The 18,939-nt window shown below is 62.0% G+C and carries 11 protein-coding genes; 9 read left to right on the forward strand and 2 right to left on the reverse strand.

The window, feature by feature from the left end; translation table 11 throughout:
* The first annotated feature begins 220 nt into the window (after positions 1-220).
* Complete coding sequence (locus tag ACP7CJ_RS01095) at positions 221-5,182, forward strand: dermonecrotic toxin domain-containing protein (protein WP_426099620.1); 4,962 nt, start codon at positions 221-223, stop codon at positions 5,180-5,182.
* A 41-nt stretch (positions 5,183-5,223) separates the two neighbouring features.
* On the opposite strand, the gene ACP7CJ_RS01100 is transcribed toward ACP7CJ_RS01095, so the two are convergent.
* Positions 5,224-10,875 (reverse strand): dermonecrotic toxin domain-containing protein, encoded by a 5,652-nt coding sequence (locus tag ACP7CJ_RS01100; protein WP_426099619.1) that lies wholly within the window; start codon positions 10,873-10,875, stop codon positions 5,224-5,226.
* A gap of 207 nt (positions 10,876-11,082) precedes the next feature.
* On the opposite strand from ACP7CJ_RS01100, the gene ACP7CJ_RS01105 reads away from it, so the two are divergent.
* The 5 genes from ACP7CJ_RS01105 to ACP7CJ_RS01125 all read left to right on the forward strand — a co-directional run bounded on the left by ACP7CJ_RS01105 (position 11,083) and on the right by ACP7CJ_RS01125 (position 14,718).
* On the forward strand, positions 11,083-12,102 hold the full coding sequence (locus ACP7CJ_RS01105) for an alpha/beta fold hydrolase (RefSeq protein WP_247401135.1): 1,020 nt from the start codon (positions 11,083-11,085) through the stop codon (positions 12,100-12,102).
* Positions 12,103-12,157: 55 nt separating this feature from the next.
* Positions 12,158-12,811 carry a DsbA family oxidoreductase gene (locus ACP7CJ_RS01110; RefSeq protein ID WP_426099618.1) on the forward strand — a complete coding sequence of 218 codons (654 nt, stop codon included), beginning with the start codon at positions 12,158-12,160 and terminating at the stop codon, positions 12,809-12,811.
* A gap of 208 nt (positions 12,812-13,019) precedes the next feature.
* Positions 13,020-13,940 carry an arginase family protein gene (locus tag ACP7CJ_RS01115; protein WP_426099617.1) on the forward strand — a complete coding sequence of 307 codons (921 nt, stop codon included), beginning with the start codon at positions 13,020-13,022 and terminating at the stop codon, positions 13,938-13,940.
* Positions 13,937-14,317, forward strand: a complete 381-nt coding sequence (locus ACP7CJ_RS01120; protein WP_247401054.1) for a transporter — start codon at positions 13,937-13,939, stop codon at positions 14,315-14,317. The genes ACP7CJ_RS01115 and ACP7CJ_RS01120 overlap by 4 nt, the downstream gene beginning before the upstream one ends.
* The gene (locus ACP7CJ_RS01125) at positions 14,314-14,718 is read left to right on the forward strand and encodes an EamA family transporter (RefSeq protein WP_426099616.1); all 405 of its coding nucleotides are present in this window, start codon (positions 14,314-14,316) and stop codon (positions 14,716-14,718) included. The genes ACP7CJ_RS01120 and ACP7CJ_RS01125 overlap by 4 nt, the downstream gene beginning before the upstream one ends.
* Before the next feature lie 147 nt (positions 14,719-14,865).
* Here ACP7CJ_RS01125 and ACP7CJ_RS01130 read toward each other — a convergent pair whose 3' ends face one another.
* On the reverse strand, positions 14,866-15,636 hold the full coding sequence (locus ACP7CJ_RS01130; RefSeq protein ID WP_276196694.1) for a MipA/OmpV family protein: 771 nt from the start codon (positions 15,634-15,636) through the stop codon (positions 14,866-14,868).
* Positions 15,637-15,878: 242 nt separating this feature from the next.
* Here ACP7CJ_RS01130 and ACP7CJ_RS01135 point away from each other — a divergent pair, with 242 nt between their 5' ends.
* Genes ACP7CJ_RS01135 through ACP7CJ_RS01145 form a run of 3 tightly spaced genes read left to right on the forward strand, consistent with a single transcriptional unit; the run spans position 15,879 to position 18,938 of the window.
* A complete protein-coding gene (locus ACP7CJ_RS01135) occupies positions 15,879-16,592 on the forward strand; it encodes an MtnX-like HAD-IB family phosphatase (RefSeq protein WP_247401092.1) in 714 nt (237 codons plus the stop codon).
* Positions 16,585-17,979 (forward strand): aspartate aminotransferase family protein, encoded by a 1,395-nt coding sequence (locus tag ACP7CJ_RS01140; RefSeq protein WP_247401096.1) that lies wholly within the window; start codon positions 16,585-16,587, stop codon positions 17,977-17,979. Before ACP7CJ_RS01135 ends, ACP7CJ_RS01140 begins: the two co-directional genes overlap by 8 nt.
* Positions 17,976-18,938: an alpha/beta hydrolase gene (locus tag ACP7CJ_RS01145; protein ID WP_276196695.1), complete on the forward strand. Its 963-nt coding sequence runs from the start codon at positions 17,976-17,978 to the stop codon at positions 18,936-18,938. Before ACP7CJ_RS01140 ends, ACP7CJ_RS01145 begins: the two co-directional genes overlap by 4 nt.
* Position 18,939: the final 1 nt, after the last annotated feature.

Genomic DNA, 18,939 nt, shown 5'->3' on the forward strand with positions numbered 1-18,939 from the left:
TCGACAGACAGGCCAAGGGCACGACGTTCATATCCAGCCATACATTACGAAAAGGCGCTGACCCGGAGCCCTGGCGGATGACGCGTGGGTGGACATAGTCAATTACGCATTTCTTATTTCACCGTAGGGGGGAGTGGGTATTTTGGCGCGAGACTCGTCCCGAAGGGCACTTCATACGTCGTTGGGATGACACCGTATTTCCACGCCAAGGATGTGCCCCATGACCGCTAGCAACGCTGCAAGTCCCTTCATCCCTCATCTGTACCCTGCGGCACCGCCGGCCAATCCGGCTCCTGCGCCAAACGCATTTGCGACAACCTCGCGGGGCAGTGCCGGCGTCGAGCCCAGGGCCATTGCCGATGTGCAACCCTTTCCCACCGCCACCCACCTCGCCGCCCACGCCGTCAGCAGCCAGTTCGCGACACGGCCCGGCGTGCGCTCGGTCGTCAGGGAAATGCTCGGCGAGGCGATCAAAAGCCTGTATCCCACGCTGGAACTCGACGTAGCTCAGACCTCGGTGGCAGAGCCCATCGCGCAAAACCCGGTTCAATACCGATTGACCCCGCTGCTGGATGTCGCCCTCAACCATCTGGCCGCCGGGGCCGAAATCGATTTCACCGACAAGTATTCGTGGCCGCAGAAACTCGTCAAACAAGGCACAGGCACCACCCTCAGGGTTCCCCACCCATCAGGCGACCGGCGCGACGATATCGACATGTCGGCCATCGAACTGGTGATTCGCAGCCTTCGGCCCAGCCTCAGAGACGGTTTTGCACGGGCCTTGACGCGCTATTGGGGACAAAGTGCCGCCGGCGCCACCGGCCCTGTCGCAGGCAATCGCTGGTTGTGGCTCAGCGGCATGCTCAGCGACAGCCTGCGCAGTGCGTCGCTGAAACAGCCCGGCCTCACGGATGCGCAACGCGCTACGCTTGATCAGGTGGTTGCCTGGCCCGAGCGTGCGCAACGTGTGAGCGCCAAGGGCGACGACGCGGCCCGGGTTTTCGTGCTCGACGCCACCGTCCGTTACAGTGGTGGTTCGTCCACGCAGCTCAGTCCCGATCTGCTGATCACCCGCCAGATCGGCGGCAGCACCCAGGTCCTGCATGCCGCTGCCAACGGCCTGATTACCCCTTACGACTCGCTGGAAGCCTTCGGCAAGGCATGGGGCGAGACGCTGGAGAACGACTTCGTCTTCGACAATTTGACGTGGAAGCGTCAGGAGCCGGACGCGCATATCTTCGATACGCAAGCGGGCATCATTCTAAATAATCAGTTGCAGGCGATAGACGCCCTCGAGCTGCCGGAAGCCGGCGGCCTCAACGCTCTGGAGCAGCGCTTCTCCCTGGTCAGCGATCCGAGCCCATGGTTTGTCGGCGCCTACGCCCCGGATTCCGCGCAACTGGCGCGGCTGCGGGAAAAACTACCGCAGTGGATGCGCAATGCCGACCCGGCCGATCGCTTTGCCTATCACCGCCACGCCCTGGAACTGGCCAGCGATGTACAACGCAATCACGGCCGAAACTTTTTTTCAGACATCCCCGATATTCGCGCCTATACCCAGCAACAGCTTCAAGCGCAGTTGGAGAACACCGGGTTTCTCGCGGACCACCTGGAAGTCACCTTCAAGGTGCCGGTCGGCACGCTGGGCGGCGGCTATATCGAACGCGTCACGATGAGCCTGACCGACATGGCCTTGCGCAATCTGGCCGGGTTGCCCAAGGGCGAAATGGAAGTGCGTCACTTCGGTCAACTGATCACCGACCCCGCAATGCCCCAGCGCTTGAAAGACATCGTCAAGCGGGTGGACATCGGCAAAAACTACCCCGCGTTGCTGCACTCCCACCTGCTTGGCGCCAGTGATGAAGCACGTCGGGGCAGCGCCTTGTTCGCTCAACAAGTCCCGCTCCAGCTCACCATGCAAGCGCTGGAACTCAAGCTCAAGGGCGAATCGGGCATCACCGCGCGAGGCTATCAGTATGTGGCGGCGGTGCTGAGCCCTGGCGCCGGGGCAAAACAGGTCGACGGGCAAGACATCGTCATTCGTCCCCTGGCGTTTTTACGCAAGCCCGGCGCGACACCCGATGTCGTCCAGAACATGTTTGTCATCGAGCCGGCCGATTCGGTTGTCGGCCCGCACATTCTCTACCGTCCGATGTTGTCCCCGGCGTTGCAGGCGTTTACGACCCGCCAAGCGCTGCTGGAGGCGGTGCAACAGCCCGGCCCTTTGCAGCAAAGCGTGCTGGCCTGGTTGCCCGACGACAGGACGCGCGCGGTGTACGGCAATGGCGGGTTCAAGACACCGAATATTGCCCGCTACAGCGTCTTTAACGCGTTCGATCCGCCCGCCCAACCGGCACCGACGGCGCTGGCCGTGGACGGCTATGACGCCGCGCGCGCATTACGCCAGGCCCTGGCGCAAGGGCGCCTGATGCAGCACGTGTACCAGAGCAATACCCACAGCCTGGTGAGCCTGGCCGAGGGGCAATCGGTATCGGACGCGCAAAGCCGCTGGGCCTCTTTCAAGGAACTGGGCGGGTTGCTGTTCAACACGCTGTTACCCGTATTGCGCGGGCCTGGGGCGATGGCGGGGTGGTTGTTGCAGTTGGCCGGCAGCGAGGACGACATCCGCAAACTGTCCAACCCCACCGCTCAGGACGACAGCACGGCTACCGTGGTGGACCTGCTGCTCAATATGGGCATGGTGTTGACCCATTCTGCGCCCGCAGACGTCGCGCAGCCGCCGGTGACGCTCGACGCGCTCAAAGCCATCCCGCAAAACAATGGGCCGACGCGTCGCGTGCCGGGTCAGACACCGAGCGCTCATCGCGCGCCCCTCCGCCAAAGCAGCGTGGAGCCAACTGCCGGTGTCGTCGGCGATAATGCGAGCGTGCTCGATTTTGCGTTCTCCAGCCCACGCCGGTTGACCCCCGGGCAGCTCGCACAGATCGGGTCATTCCGGGTGCCCGCGCCGGCCGATGTCGGTGCCGCGATTGCCGAGGGGCAAAAAAGGGGGTTGTACCTGAGCCAGGGCCGACTGTACGCCAACATCGACAATCAGTGGTTCCGGGTGGCCAACGACTTGGACGGGGTGTTCATCATCGACGAGCACAATCGGGCGCGTACCGGCCCGCCGATCAGGCGTGACGCACAGGGGCGCTGGAGTTTCGACAGTCGCCCAAGGTTGCGCGGTGGCATGCCGCGAAAAAGCGGCGTCGCCGAGCGGGTTAAACAAAATACGCAGGCGAAACAGGCGCGAGGGGAGCAGTTCAGTCAGGCTGTTGAGGCTGCGTTGCAGCTCGATGGGCCAAGGGTCGATGCGCATAACCAGCTTGTCGTGACCATTACCGATTACCACAATGCCCGCAAGAAACTGCGCACGCTGTGGGGGCTGTCCACCACCGGCGAGCATCAACAGCGCTTCCTCACACCTTATTTGACGCAGTTGGAACTCACGAAAAACCTCAGGCAGACAATCGACCAGCAGTTCGCGCAACTCAAGCAAAGCACTCAGGCGCACAGTGCGGCGGTTCAGACGGCCATTGACAGCCTGGCACCAAAAAAACTGGGCGCCGTGGACGATCTCTCCGAAGAAAAACAGGCGCGCTCCAATCTCTACGGCGCAGTACTCGACAACTACCGTCAAATCGAACAGTTCTACAGAACGCTGGCCGAAGACAGCAATCAACACGTCCCCAGCGGACGGTCGATGGCGGAGGTGGTGAGCGAGGCGAGGACAGGCTCCAAAAGCGCCTATATCGAGCTGATGGACAACTTCGGCAGGGTCTACCATGACTTGGAAAACGTGCGGGAAGCCGCCTTGGCCTCTGCCGCCGTGCTGGAAAAATGGACGAACGATTCGTCGTTCGGCAAAACCAAGGCCGCGCACTTCCTCAAGCTGCAAGACAAACAGCCGCCTGCGATTATTGCCCTGCGCATGAAGCTGACCACCCTGTCCAACCTCAAAGAGCTGAGCCTCGATCGCTATGCCCGAACGACTGACCCGGTGGAGTCGTTTTACCTGCAGCGATTGAGCTCAACCAACCTGATTCCCGTCTACAGGGCTCACCTGGACCTGCGGCAGTACAGCGGTTACAGCTTGAGCGAACGCAAAGCGACGCTGGAAACCATCATCGGCACGTACCAGCGAGAGCTCAGCGACAGCCTGGCGATACAGGACGCGAATCCCAGCCTTCAGCGCGCCGAGTATCAGCAGCTGTTTGCCGAACGCCTACGCGATGTTATCAACGATGCCCAAACCGACCTGGCTGAAGTGATTCGCGAGGAACAAGCGCTGGTGCCGGTCGCCGTCGCGCGTATCGATCAGCAACAAAAGCCGGCGGGCCAGCGAACGTTCAAAACCCGCGACAAGGAAACCTTGATCGGCACCGCGCGTCCTCACGCAGCAGGCGCCAGCGCCATCATTGATGTACTGGACCCGCAATCCGGCCAGCCGGTCGCCAGTTACAGCGAACACCCCAGCGACGGCGAGTGGGTCAAGATCGTTCCCGCGCAACCTGCACGGCCCGCGCAGTCGCCCAAGTCGCTTTCAACGCTTAAATCCGACGCCAGAAAACTGCTCGAAGAAAGCGCCGGCATTGAACGAACGATCGAGTTCCAGAAGCGCAAACTCAACGACCCGCAACGCCGCGAGGGCGTCAACCCGCTGGACTGGAACGACATGTTGCAAGCCCAGGCCGAGCGGCTTCAAGCGACCGCCCTGCAAGCCGAAACCAGCCAGAGTGGCAGGCCTGAAACCGCACAGTTGGTCAACCAGTGGCGCACAGCGGCGGACGAACTGCTCAACAAGGCTCGGCAGCATTGCGCCGATGGCTACAAACGCCTGCCCCCCAAGCCGGAAAATATCGATTACCTGTGGAAGCACGGGTTCGTCGATATCAACCTGGTTCAGCGAGACACCGCGACCAAAAGCGGCGATGTCTTCACCGAATATGCCGTGCGTGAAAAAGGCAAAGTCGACGTCTTGTGGTATGCCCATTTCCACTACCCGGCCAAAGGTTCGCCGCGCAACCTCTACACGGCGGCGCATCTGAAGATCCCGTCGCAGCGCACCAAGACCCAGAAAGACCTGGTGGCCGAGGCGGGAAACAACCGCGTTGTGGAACAGATCGTCAGGGCACGGATAGGCTCGCCGCTGGATGAAAAACTGTTTTTGAAATTGTGATTGAAACGCTCTGATGAACAGCCGCAGCTCACGTTTTGTGGTTATTGGGCAACCCCTAGCGACCGGATATGCGGCAACGCGGCAGACTGCCTGCCAATGTCGGAAAACGGCAGCGACGGGTCGTCGGCATGGGTCAAATAGCGGTGCTCCGGCAGTTTCAGATGGGCCTTTTCGAACTCGTCGAAGGTTGCCGTGCGGCGGTTGTAATGAAAGTGCGCATACCACAGGGCGCGCGCTGGGGTGGCAGTCAGGTCCCAGACTTCATATTCCTGCATGAAGTCGCGATGCCCGTTCGCACGCCTCGCCAGTTCGGTCATCGACGCGGTTCGACGCACCTCGACCACGTGATGCCTGACCAGGTCATCGAGCATGCCGTCGGTGGGTTTGCGGCTGGCCAATGATTGTCGGGTGCGCAGGGCGCGGCCGGCGGCGGTCAGTTCGGTAGAGGTCTTGCGTAATTGCGAGAGGCTCGGTTCTTCGGGGTCAAGGCGCGCGATGCGGTTTGAGCGCAGGGTGAGTTCGGCGGCTTCGCTGACCAGCATGTGTTCAAGGTCCACCGGCAACATGCCCTGCCGGGCATAGGCTTCAACTTTGGCCTGGTACGCCGGCACGGCACGCAGGCGGTTCTGGGCTTCGCTCACCATCACCGACTTCACGTTTGCCTCAGGTGGGAACTCCACGGGCGGGGCCGGTTGGCGCTGGGCACGACCGTTTGGCCGTTGCTCCCAGGTCTCGGTGTGGCCGCTGAGGTTGTCGATGGTATAGCGCGTGGTGTTGGTGCGTGGGTCGGTGCTTTTTATGCCGATCAGCAGCCGGTTGTCGTCGCTTTCAAACACTGTTCCTTGTGGTTCGTCGGGCCGCGGGCGCCGCAGGCGAGGTGTTGTGCCGATACGGTCGCGGGCCAGTTGAATCATGCGCTCGAGGTTGTTCAGCAAGGCGTCCAGGTTTTCCAGGTCAAAATGTTGCGGGTAGCCTGCGCTCAAGGTTTTAGCGCTGAGGCTGAAGCGCGTATAGGCAGCGATACATTCGTTGAGGATTCGCGTGCGCTGGCTGACGGTGGTGGGGGTCTTGGTCAGTGCGAAATGCGTGTTCAGGGCCAGGTGGGCGTCGAGATAGACGCGATTGACCTCACTTTGCAAGTACAGCCAGGAAGGATCGGTGACGTGATCGTAGCGGTTGAACGTATCGATGCTGTGGACGGTGCGCAGGTGCGTGCGAAACCCTTCATCGTAGAGCTCGTTCCAGCGCGCCGTGTCATCGCGAGCCTCGCCCACCATCGTGCGCGTGTTGTGCAGGTCCGCGTCGATCTGTTGCGCGGTCCTGCGTGTGCTTCTGCCCTGGAGGCGCAAATCGGCCTCCAGCGATACAAGGTTGATCTGGCTGCTCCATTCGTTCATGACTAGGAAGATGCGGTCGATCCGGTCGAGTGCCTGCACGATTTTCTGGCTGAGACCTTTGCGGGTTTGCAGAAACTGCAGAATGGCGGCGGGTCGTGCCGGCGGCACCTGGATGCCAGCGAATTGCTCGGTCAACGCCTGCAGAGCAGCCGCAGCAACTTTCAAGCGTTCCACGGTTCTGCTGGTGACAATCAAGGCGGCGCGGCTTTGCATGCCTTTGAGGACCAGATGCTCTCTGCTGGGGGTAAAGGCGATCACGTCCTGGATCGCGTTGGCCTGCTGAATCGCCAGCTCGATGTCCTTGGTGTAGGCCTGATCGAGGGTCGGTTGCAATGTCTTGCGGGTGGCGAAATCGCTTTGGTTGGACAGGTGTTGCAGGTGGTTGGTCGCGGCCAGTTGAGCGTCGAGCCGGCTGCTCAGCGTATTGATCGCATCGTCGAGCGCCAGTTGGCGGCGCACGACATGATCGGTCCACCAGATCGGCAACCGTTGTCGAATTGCCATCGGCCAGAGCGGGTCGAGGGTGTCTGCCAGGTGCCCGAGCGCGCCGCCGCCGCCGGCCAAACCACTTGGTTGCGCGGTGCCGTAGACCCCGAAGTGGGTGTCCCACTCGCCCGCTTCATCCAGGGCAATCGGCTGTTTGTATTTTTTCAGCGAGTTGCCGGCTAAGCGCCAATGCCCGTTCTGCAGTTCGACCTGGTAAACGTTGTCCTGACGCACAATAAAATGGCCGTCTGCATGCCGATAGACGTTGCGATACACGCCGTGGATCGCGGGGGACAGGTGGCCCAGGGCGATCTCCTTGTCGTACTCATACCCGCTGAAACGCTCGGCGATGCGGCGCGCCTTGCGGCTCATGGGCGGTTGCAGGTAGCGGCCGCCCTTGAAGGCGTTGCGCAACTGGCGCCCCCGGGTCCGCACGCGTGCCGCATTGGGCGTGATCAGCACCCCGCCGGCCACATCCACGCCGGCGTCGATCAATGATTGCAGGACTTGGGTGATGTCGTGCAGGCCCTGGACATGATCACCGCGTCTGAACGCATCCACCGCGTCATTGGCGCTGACCCAGCCATCGTAAAGGCCGATCACCGTACCCACCACGGGGACCACGCCGAGCGCCATCTTGATATAGCTGAAGGCCTGCACGCCCTTCATGGCGTAGCGTTCCAGGTACAGGTCGCTGTTGGAGCGCGAACTGGCGCGGTGGGCTTCCTTGACGCGGCCCATGTGGGCGTTGAGCAAATGGCCGGCCAGCGACGTGGTGACGGGCCAGGGGCTGCCGACGCCGATCAGTGCGTCGAAATGCCGGAGCACCGCTTGATTGATCCGGCTGACGTGGTTGGCCACGTTGCCCAGCAAGGCGCGGCCGGCCAGGTAATTGACCATCGAGCTGTTCAGGCATAGGTGGAACAGTGCCAGTCGGGCGGCTTCAAGATGGGTGTAGCTGCGCAGGGAGTGACCGTCGGGGATTTCAGGCAGATAGAGCAGGGTGAACCCGGAGTTTTTCTGACGGATGAAGGTGATGCCGGACAAGGTGCTTGAGCCGTCCTGGGTATCTGGCCCGCCGACACTGAGGTAGGCGGGGAGTAACTCGATATCGTTGCCATCGGCCCGCCAGGCCTGGGCGGTGGTGGCATTTATGGCGATGTTGAAGGTATTCAGTTCGCTGGCATTGATGTGCTTTTGCAGGAACGCCAGGCGCCCCTGGAGCGTGAGCATCTGGCGATGAGGTTCGAGCAGGCATTCGAGGCGATGATCACGGCTGAAGTACGCTTCGCGATCCGAACCTTGGTAGGTCTCGACGATCAGGTTTTCATACGCTTGGGCCAGGTCCAGCTCGGGCACCAGCGTGCGCAGGTAGTTGACGCTAAGCCCGGCCGTGAGTGCCTGGCCTTCCGTGGCGTCCTCGGTGTTGACCTCGACCTTCATGAACGACAACCGCTCGGAGATCGGTGTATCGATGTTGCTCAGCGCCAGCTCTTCCAGGGCCATTTTGACCCGGGTGGCGCTGGGGACCAGCACGGTCTTGGTCGGAGTGCCCGGTGCGCCGGCGGCTGCGACGAAATGCTGTTGGCGGGTGACGGATTCGGGCACGTCGAGCTGAACGCTGAACGGGTGTTTGAGCGAGAAGTCCCGGGACAGTCGTGCGTGCAGGCGTTTTTTGCAAAAGCTGCTGATCAGCGGCAGCTTCAGGTTCAAGGCCTCGTCGGCGCGCTGGAACGCCTGGATGTAGCGCTCCAGCAGGGTCTTGAGTTCGGCCCTGTCGGCTGGCGAAACCTGGCCGAGCCAGACCGGCAGTTGCGCGGCCAGTGCGCCGCTCTGGTTCTGCTCCAGAAGCTGCGCGTAGGCCAGTTCGCGCACGGCGTGGGTCGGTACGCCGAGTTCCTCGATCGCTTGCACGCGCAGGGGTTCCAGTTCCCTGGCTTGACGCTCGGTGTCGTCCGGGGCGCGCCGAAGCATCTCTTCAATCTGGGTGACCCAGCCATCGAGTTGCACGGTGAGGCTGTAGTCGAGCGGGGTCTGATTGAGCAGGGCCAGTTCTACGGACGAGGCGCCAGGCGGCGTCACGCCGAGCCACCGTTCAAGCGCCTGGAGCGAGTCGAAGTGCTGCAGCCCGCCCTGGCTGCCCGGCCAATACAGCAACAGGTCCTGGGGCGTTGACGCATCGCGCAGCGCCGCTTCCAGGGTGATGAGCAGCACGCCGTCCAGCTCTTTGCGCTGGGTGTTGGTTGCGCCGTTGCTGCGGTCGCTGATCGACAGCGTCAAGGTCGCCACCGACACGTTGAGTTCGGGATTTTGCGCGTTAAGCGGGTCGAAGGCGGCCAGGAGCATGTCGTGCCCGGCCTGGGTGATCTGGTTGAGTTGACGTTGCAGGCTGGCCTCGGCAAGCAGCCCATTCAGTCGCGCCTGGAGCAAGGTGTGGTAGTCGGGGTTGGCTTGCTGGGACAGCTCCAGCAGTTGCGGCCGGGGCTGATTCCACAGCGCTGTGGCCGCTGCATGGGCTTGCTGTTGCGCCTCGTGCAAGCGGCTGAGTTGGCTGCGCAGTGCGGCCAACTGCTCGTCGCTCATTGGCGTCAGTCGGGCGGGCGCCTGCACGGCCCCGAAGAGCGACTGCTGTTGCCGCAACAGTGCGTGGCGGCGCTGGGCCAATGGCAGGTCGGCGGTCAGTCCGGCGAAGACCGTGGGCGTGTTGTCGAAGGGCGCGTCGTCCTCGGCGGCAGTGAGTATGGAGGCCGGCGGCAAGGCGAAAAACCCCTGGTTGCGCTGTTGCCGGTCGACCTGATCGGCCGTTTCCAGCGCTTTGTGTCCATGCTCGGTGAGGTCTCTGCCGTGGGTGTATTTCAAGCTGGCCTGCTTTTCTTTGAGGCGATGTTCCAGCAGGTGCGTCACGCCGGCTTGCAAGGGCTCGTCGACTTCGCGGTAGTCGATCAGGTTGTCGCGTGTGATTGCGGCCACGCCGGGGAACAGCGTGGGGTGATCGAGCAACCACTGCTCCATGCTGACGCGACTGTTGAACAGGCTCAGCGCGGGTACTTCAGCGGGCAGGTATAACAGCTGGAGGACGATCTCTGCATCCAGGGTGATGACCAGCGCACCGGGTATCTCTGCATCGGCCAGCCCTGTGCGTTTGAGCAGCAGTTGCTCGGTATAGATCTTTTGACCGTCGAGCTGCAACGCGCCGCTCGGAGGGTCGAGGACCGTCAGCAACGGCTTCAATTGATCAGCCGTGATGGCCCCCGACGCGCAGGCCAACTGAGCGGCGGCCTGCAGATGGCTGCTGTACTGCGCGACTGCGTGATCGCGGCGCGAGACCGGCGTGCCGGGTGCGCGCGTGAACCACCAGTAGCGGACCCAGGCCGTTCGCAGGGCCTGCTGCACATTGAGCTGGGTAAAGGGTTTAACCAGCTCGAGCGGTTGCGCCGCGTATTGGGTTTTCCCCTCCGGCAGGCCGACCACCCGGCAGTGCTGGTAGAGCGAGGCGGGGACGGTGATTTGATGAACAAAGGCGCAGGCCTGGGTGAGCGTGACGTAACGCGCCGGCTGGTCGGCGGTAGCCGCAAAATGCAACTGCACGCTGTCGCCGTCCAGGCCCAGTTGCTCGTGGATGAACGCTTTGAGTGAGGCGTGAACACTGGGGGCATCGGTGGTGAGCCGGAACAGGTGTTCACGGCTGGCGTTCCAGCGGGCCGTGGCTTCCAGCAACAGACTTTCATTCACGGGACGAACCTGCGCGTGGGAAAGCGGCAGGAAATCGCGCACAGCAATGGGGGAGAGCGGGTTGGGTGTAGCGGTCATGGGACGGCACTCGAAAAAATAGGGGCAGAGCGGTGCTTTACCGGTCGGAGCCCTATTTAAAGGTGAGGAACCAGGCGCGCAGGGATAGATAGTTAGTGGCCGACCGTTGAGCGGCATTCATCAAACTGTCACGTAACTGTGGCAGCGCGCTTGAACAAACTTCATCAGACTCGCGCTCTACTGGGGTTCTGCGTTTCGGTGTTTTTCATGCGCGTGTTGCTGTTATTGGCCGCTCTACTGTTCGGCCTGCCGTCTTTTGCGGCTTCTCGATGTGATGTCAATGTCCCGACCCAAACGGTCGACCTGGCTCAGGTGAGCATCGCTTACCAGAGTATCGGCCGTGCGTCCGATCCCGCCTTGCTGCTGGTGATGGGCCTGGGCGGGCAACTGATCCACTGGCCGGATGAGGTCGTTGTTGCGCTGTGCCAGCAAGGTTTTCGGGTGATCCGCTACGACAACCGCGACGTTGGTCTGTCCACCTGGCGCCAGGCCCCGGCCAGCGCCAACCTGACCTTTGAAGTGCTGCGCTACAAACTCGGCCTGCCGGTGGCGGCGCCGTACACGCTGACCGACATGGCCGATGACGCCCTGGGCTTGATGGATGCGTTGCAGGTCCAGCAATTCCACGTCCTTGGGGCGAGCATGGGCGGCATGATTGCTCAGCACCTGGCCGCGATGGCGCCGCAGCGGGTGGAAAGCCTGACGCTGATCATGACCAGCTCCGGCGCCGAAGGCCTGCCGGCGCCGAATGCGGCGCTGGTGCAATTATTGTCGCGGCGCAGCGCCCCCAATCGTGAAGTGGCCCTAGAGCAACAGGCCGATTTGCTGGCCGCGCTGGGCAGCCCGAACGTCAAGGATGATCGCCAGGTGTTGCTGCACCAGGCGGCGCTGTCCTACGACCGCGCGTTCAACCCCGACGGCGTGAAGCGCCAGATCATGGCGATCCTCGCCGAACCGAGCCGTGTGCCGTTGCTCAACCAATTGCGCGTGCCGACCCTGGTGGTGCATGGCACGGCTGACCCGTTGTTGCCGGTGATGCATGGCGTACACCTGGCCGCGCATATCCAGGGCAGCCAGTTGAAGCTGATTCCCGGCCTGGCCCATCGTTTCCAGGAAGCGTTCAAGGCGCCATTGCTGGCGGCGGTGTTGCCGTACTTGCAAGCCCATCGCGAAGACGCCGCCCATTGGGCGCAGATTGAGCCCCAGGTCTCGGCGAAGGTGTTGTGACATTGGTGTATCGTGCAACCTTTGCGGCGCATTAATGCCAGCGAGGTTGCCTACCATGAGTACTGCCCTGAAAATCGATTTCGTCAGCGACGTGTCCTGCCCCTGGTGCGTCATCGGCCTGCGCGGCCTGACCGAAGCCCTCGACCAGCTCGGCGCCGAGGTGCAGGCCGAGCTCCATTTCCAGCCATTCGAACTGAACCCGAACATGCCCGCCGAAGGCCAGAACATCGTCGAGCACATCACCGAGAAATACGGCTCCACGGCCGAAGAGTCCCAGGCCAACCGTGCGCGTATCCGCGACATGGGCGCCGAGTTGGGCTTTGCGTTCCGCACCGACGGCCAGAGCCGCATCTACAACACCTTCGACGCCCATCGCCTGCTGCATTGGGCCGGGTTGGAAGGCTTGCAGTACAACCTCAAGGAAGCGCTGTTCAAGGCCTACTTCAGCGATGGCCAGGACCCGTCCGATCACGCGACCCTGGTGCGCATCGCCGAGAGCGTCGGCCTGGACCCGCGGCGCGCCGCCGCGATTCTCGCCACCGATGAATACGCCGCCGACGTGCGCGAGCAGGAACAGCTGTGGGTGTCCCGTGGCGTGAGTTCGGTGCCGACCATCGTGTTCAACGGCCAGTACGCCGTCAGCGGTGGCCAGCCGGTCGACGCGTTTGTCGGGGCGATTCGCCAGATCATCCGCGAATCCCAATCCTGACGCTGTTCCCATGTGGGAGGGGGCTTGCTCCCGATAGCCGTGGCACATTCAGCATCTCTGTAGGCTGAGACTCTGCCATCGGGGGCAAGCCCCCTCCCACAGGGGGGCTCATTGTCCTCAAGAGAGTCCCTGGCCCGTCCCTTGCATTGACCCCCTAAAGCCCATCCGCGATCCGGCTGGGTGCTGCCATTAGGGGTGAAACACTACCTTGAATATTCTTGACCTCGACCACAGCCTTACGGGTCAGGCGCCGATTGCCCGGCGTTTGGCCAGTGGTCATGCCACCCGTCTCGACTTGTTGGACCTGGGCCCGAAACTGCGCCTGTGGTCCACCGAAAAAACCTGGAAGCGCTTCACCGAACGCCTGGCGGCACGGCCCCGGCCCACGGATGCGCGGCCGGAAATCCTGTTTGTCGGCTCCGGCGATTATCACCACCTGACGCCGGCATTTCTCGCCGACCTGAAAGAACCCATCAGCCTGATCCACTTCGACAACCACCCCGACTGGGTCCGCTTTGCGCCCAAGCGCCACTGCGGCTCGTGGGTCAACCGCGCGCTGAAGATGCCGACGGTCAAGCGCATCGTCACCCTTGGCCCGTGCAGCGATGACCTGCATAACCCACAGCTGCGCGGCGGCAACCTCGGCGCCCTCAAGCGCGGGCAATTGCAGCTGTTCCCATGGCAGCACCCGCCTTCGAAAGTCTGGGGTCGGGTCGGCGATGGCGCCGGCCACCAGCAGCAGGAAAACTACCTGCACTGGCGCAATCTGGCGGAGCTGGACTGGGCCGCATTCCTTGAGCAAATGATTGCCAGCCTGCCCACCGAAGCCATCTGGATCACCCTCGACAAAGACGTGCTGGCCAGCGAAGACGCGGCCACCAACTGGGACCAGGGTGGCATGCGCCTGAGCCATCTGCTCCAGGCTCTGCGGGCCCTGGCGGCGCGCAAGCGGATCATTGGTATCGACGTGTGCGGCGAGTTCGCCAAGCCCGTGTTCAGTAACGCCTTCAAGCGTTGGGAGGCCAAGTCCGACCAGCCGCCGGCCGAGCGCTGGAGCGCCGAGGACTTGCAGCGCAATGCGGCGACCAACGAAGCCCTGATCAACCTGTTTGAGGAACTGTTTCCGTGACTTTGACCGTGGTGTTGCTGGTGGCCTTTTCCATCGTGCTCGATGTGGTCGGCCAGCTGTTTTTCAAGATGGGCCTGGACCGTTTGCCGGAGTTGGAGGGCGGCTTTCGCCTGAACGCCTTCTGGGGCCAGGTGTTCAATGCACCGTTGTTGTGGGCGGGGCTCGGGGCCTATGCCATTGAGTTTTTCGTCTGGCTTGAAGCCTTGTCCCGCGCGCCGCTGAGCCTGTTGTTTCCGTCGGCGGCGCTGGCTTATTGCGGGGTGGTGCTGGCGGGTAAGGTCGTGCTGGGGGAAACCGTCAGCCGCAGGCGTTGGATGGCCACGCTGGTGATTACCTTCGGCGTGATGTTAGTAGCGATTGGAGGGGGTCAGGCATGAGTACGCAAAATATCGACCAGGGCTGGTTGCACGAACGTCTTGGCACCGTGGTGTTGTGGGCCTTGCTGATCTGCACCGAGAGCGCCGGGCAGCTGTTTACCAAAGTCGCCGGTGACCAACTGGGGCAGATGAATTTCAACTGGCTGTGGTTGTCCGAAGTGGCGCGCAACCCTGGGATTCTGGCGGCGATTGCCAGTTACATCGGCGCGTTCTTCGTGTGGATGCTGATCCTGCGGCGCAGCAGCCTGTCCCTGGCGTTTCCGCTGAGTTCGCTGGTGTTTGTGGTGGTGTTGCTCGGTTCGTGGCTGGGGCTGGGGGAGCACATCAGCCTGCTGCACTGGGTGGGCGTTGGGGTGATTATCGTCGGGATCGCGTTGTTGGCCGAAGGCGAAGAAAACTGAAAGTATCGCGATGAAATACTGGCTCCATGTGGGAGGGGGCTTGCCCCCGATAGCGGTAGATCAGTCCCGTATGTATTGGCGGACTCTGCGCTATCGGGGGCAAGTCGAATCGTCGCACCGCCCCTCCCACATTTTTATCGATGTGCATCAGTCGAACTTGTAGCTGATCGCCGTCTGCACCTGGCCCTGGTTCACTTCGCCGGTCTGCTTGACGATGCTGCTGTCCGCTGCCGAACCCACCAGGTGTACCCAACTGGCACTGGTCAACAGCGACCATTTCGCCGCCAGGGGAAATTCGAAGCTCTGCGTGAACGTCAGGTTCTGGAAACCGCCGCTGGCGTTGTAGGGCCGAAAGCCCGAGGCGGCGGCTTCGCTATCGCTCACGCCGAAAAACGTGTTGGTCTGGCGTGCGTCGGCAAAATGCGCCATCAGGCCGCTGCTGCCAATGATCCCGCCACCCAGCGGATAGCCTAGCTCGCCACCGACCTTGCCAAGCACGCCGCCTTGGCCCTGGGCGCCACCCACGGCGCGACCCAGTTGGGCATAGACCCGCCAGAAATCGGCCGGCGCGTACTGCACGAACCCGCCGACCTCGGCCATGCTCGACACTTCGCGCAACCCCGACAACGCGCCGTTGGCCGTGCGGCCCGAGAGGTAGTTGATGTACGGGCCGGCGCTGAAACCGTTGGTTTTCAGCGCGCTCCAGGTCAGGCCGTCATCGGTGCCGAGGCTGACGTTGCCCCAGTCAAGGTCGAGGTACGGAATGGCCGCGGTTTCATAGCGGGTGCCGGTGGGTTCTTTGGGCTGGTAGCTGATGCCCGCACCTGCTTCACCGGTGATGCCGTCGGCCTGCGCGGCTTGTGAAACGCTCCACAGCCCCAGTAATCCGGCGAATACAGCGGAGGTGATCCTGAACATGGTCACTGTTCCTTGATTGACTATGCGCGCATGAACGCGCAAAGCGCGGCGTTGGCGCAAGCACTCATCTTGTTTGTAGCAAGCTACAAAAATTGTAGCTCGCGCGACACAAAACCGCCTGGCACCCGCGCAAACCCCCAGCGCCATTGGGCGTTGGCCAGTTGGCACAGTCCCTGCTCTAGCACCTTTTGCAAGCGCACAGAGCGCGCCCCTCCAAGGCCCTTCACCTAAAGGAAAGGCAGATGATCCACTGGCATATCGTGTGTGACTTCGACGGGACCATTACCCCCACCGATGTCATCGACAACGTCCTCCAACGCTTCGCCGGCCCCGAGTGGGAAACCATCGAGCAGGAATGGCTGGACGGGCATATCGGTTCACGCGAATGCCTGAGCCGCCAACTCGCGCTGATCAAGGCCACGCCCGCTGAACTGCTGGCCTATTTCGACAGCGTCGAGATCGACCCCGACTTCCCCGATTTCGTCGATCACGTCATCGGCCTGGGGGCGTCCATCGAAGTGGTCAGCGACGGTATCGAGCAAGGCATCGCGCGGATTCTGTCGCGCAATTACGTGAGCCTGCTGCCGATCCTCGCCAACCGCCTGCGCCAGGTCGACCAGAACAGCTGGCGCATTGATTTCCCGTATGCCAGCGATGCCTGCCGCGCCGCTTCCGGCAACTGCAAATGCAAATCCACCCCGCGTAACAAGCGCGTGCTGGTGATCGGCGACGGTAAGTCCGACATGTGCGTGGCCTCCACCGCCGACTTCGTTTTCGCCAAGGGCAGCCTTGCCCAGTACTGCGAGACCAACAACATTGCGTATGCGCGCTTCGACACCTTCGCCGAAGTGAGCGCATTGCTGGCCAAGCTGCCACAGGGCATCGCTGCCAACGCCACCACCTTTGCTGCTACTGACCTCTCTATTGAAAATCAGGAACTCTTCCACCATGTCTGATATCCGAATCGCGAGCGCCGAAGACCAGATTCTTCTGGATAAAGAAGCCAAATACTGCTCTTACGGCGACACCGTTCACTACATCGAACCACCGCGTATTTTCAGCCGCTGCGAAGGTTCCTACGTGTGGGACACCGAAGACCAGGCCTACCTCGACCTGCAAATGTGGTACTCGGCGGTCAACTTCGGCTATGCCAACCCGCGCTTGAACAATGCGCTGAAACAGCAGATCGACACCCTGCCGCAAATCGCCAGCCAGTACCTGCACAAAGGCAAGATCGAGCTGTCGGAAATGATCGCGGTCGACGCCAAGAAGAAATTCGGCCTCGACGGTCGCGTTCACTTCAACGTCGGCGGTTCGCAGTCCATCGAAGACTCCCTGAAAGTGGTGCGTAACGCTACCAACGGCAAGAGCCTGATGTTCGCCTTCGAAGGCGGCTACCACGGGCGCACCCTCGGCGCCTCGTCGATCACCTCCAGCTACCGCTACCGTCGCCGCTACGGCCATTTCGGCGAGCGCGCGCAGTTCATCCCGTTCCCGTACCACTTCCGCGGCCCTAAAGGCATGACCAAGGAAGAATACGGCAGCCACTGCGTGCAGCAATTCGCGCGCCTGTTCGAGACTGAATACAACGGCGTGTGGGACCCGAAAGTCGGCCAGAGTGAATACGCCGCGTTCTACGTCGAGCCGATCCAGGGTACCGGCGGTTACGTGATCCCACCGCTGAACTTCTACCGCGAGCTCAAGCAGGTGCTGGATCAGCACGGCATCCTGATGGTGTCCGACGAAATCCAGATGGGCTTCTATCGCACCGGCAAGTTGTGGTCGATCGAGCACTTCGACGTACAACCCGACGTGATCGTGTTCGGCAAGGCGCTGACCAACGGCCTCAACCCGCTGGGCGGCATCTGGGCCCGTGAAGAACTGATCAACCCGAAGATCTTCCCACCAGGCTCGACCCACTCCACCTTCGCCTCCAACCCGTTGGGTACGGCGGTAGGCTTGGAAATGTTCAAAATGACCAGCGAAGTCGACTACGGCGCAATGGTCATGGCCAAGGGCAAGTTCTTCCTGGAAGGCCTGCAGGACCTGCAAAAACGCTTCCCGATCATCGGCGACGTCGATGGCCTGGGCCTGGCCCTGCGCTGCGAAATCTGCGGCCCGGATGGTTTCACGCCAGACAAGGCGACCCTGGACTACATGGTCGAAGAAGGCATGAAGGGCGACATGGTCGTGGACGGCCGCAAGCTCGGCCTGATCCTCGACGTGGGCGGCTACTACAAGAACGTGATCACCCTGGCACCGTCCCTGGAAATCAGCTACCCGGAAATTGAGCTGGGCCTGAAGCTGCTCGAGCAACTGCTGGTGCGAGCGACTAAACGGTGAGCAACGTCGGGATCGACCTCGGTGAGGGTGATGCCGGCTTCGTTCTCGGTGAAGGGCCGGTCGGCATCCTGTTGATCCACGGCCTGACAGGCACGCCGACGGAACTGCGCCAGGTCGCCAAGGGCCTGGCCAAGGTGGGTAATTGCACGGTGTACGTGCCCACCCTGGCCGGGCACTGCGGCGACAACAGCGACCTGCAGGCCACCGGCTGGCTGGACTGGTACGAAGGGGTGCGTAAAACCTTCGTCCAGGTCCGCCAGCGTCATGAACAGGTGTTTGTCGGCGGTTTGTCGATGGGCGCGGTGATGTCGATGTACCTGGCCTCGGAACATCCGGGCCAGGTCGCCGGGCTGCTGATGTATTCGACCACCTTGAAGTACGACGGCTGGAGCATTCACAAGCTGGCGTTTCTCACGCCGTTGTTGATGAAAATTCCGTTCGGCGTGCATATCTGTCGCTTCGAAGAGAAGCCGCCTTACGGCATCAAGAACGAACGCCTGCGGGCGATCGTCGAGCGGCAGATGAAGGAAGGGCAGAGCAGCGAGGCCGGTCTGTTGACCATGGAAGGCATCACCGTGCGCGAGTTGCACCGGATGAACGCCGTGGTCAAGAAACGCATGCCGCAGGTCAAGGCCCCGGCGCTGGTACTGCATTCGATCGAGGACGACATCACCAGCCGCTGGAACGCCGATTACGTGGAACGTCACCTCGGCGGGCCGGTGACCAAGGTCTTGCTGGACAACTGCTACCACATGATCACTGTCGACCTGCAATACCGTCGGGTGATCGAGTTGAGTGCTGAGTTTGTCGAGCTGCACGCCGGTCTTTGCAGATCCAAACAGGCTGATGGGGGAGCTGTAGCGCTTAAGCGAGACGGCGATGCAGCTATCGCGGTCTATCCGTTACACCGAGGTGATGCCATCACCGCCTCGCAGGGGCTCGAAAGCTCACACATTTGAT

This window comes from Pseudomonas sp. PSPC3-2 (assembly GCF_049897085.1).
Lineage (GTDB): Bacteria > Pseudomonadota > Gammaproteobacteria > Pseudomonadales > Pseudomonadaceae > Aquipseudomonas > Aquipseudomonas paraveronii.